The organism is Streptacidiphilus monticola, assembly GCF_042658505.1.
Lineage (GTDB): Bacteria > Actinomycetota > Actinomycetes > Streptomycetales > Streptomycetaceae > Streptacidiphilus > Streptacidiphilus monticola.
Genome location: NZ_JBHSQJ010000186.1, coordinates 1 through 509, shown reverse-complemented (window position 1 = coordinate 509; position 509 = coordinate 1). Strand labels below are relative to the sequence as shown.

Below are 509 nucleotides of genomic sequence, written 5' to 3'. Positions count from 1 at the left end.
GGCCCGCGAGCTCGTCCGGGCCGATGCCCAGTTCCGCGGCCACCCGCGGACGGGCTTCCTGCAGGTAGAGCTTGACGCGCTGGTAGTTGCCAGTGAAGCCGTACTCCTTCACCAAGCGCTCGTGCACCACCGAGCCCTTGATCAGGATCTCGGCCCGCAGCCAGGCGTCGATGACCGGCGCCACCGCGTCCACCAGCTGAGGACGGCGCCCACTACGCGGCCCCGCCACCGGCGGGGCGACCGGGGCCTGCCCGCCCAGGTACTTGGCGACCGTCCGTCTGTTCAGACCGGTCTCCCGGGCGATCGCCGAGATACTCATCGTCCCGGACTCGTACAGGGAGCGAAATCGTCGAAGTTCCAACCAGCGCTGCGGATCCAACACCATGGTCGCTGCCCTCCGCCGAACCCACCGGGGACAACATCAGGCTCCCGAACCGCCGTCTCGGACGACTCAACAACTGAGCACGTTCACCCGTACGGGGCTGAGCACGAAAACGCGTACGCCGACA

Annotated in this window: 1 pseudogene; it reads right to left on the bottom strand. The window is 68.0% G+C overall.

Annotated elements, in window-relative coordinates:
• Positions 1–319: pseudogene (locus ACFP3V_RS31235) on the bottom strand (IS21 family transposase); the annotation flags it as partial.
• Positions 320–509: the final 190 nt, after the last annotated feature.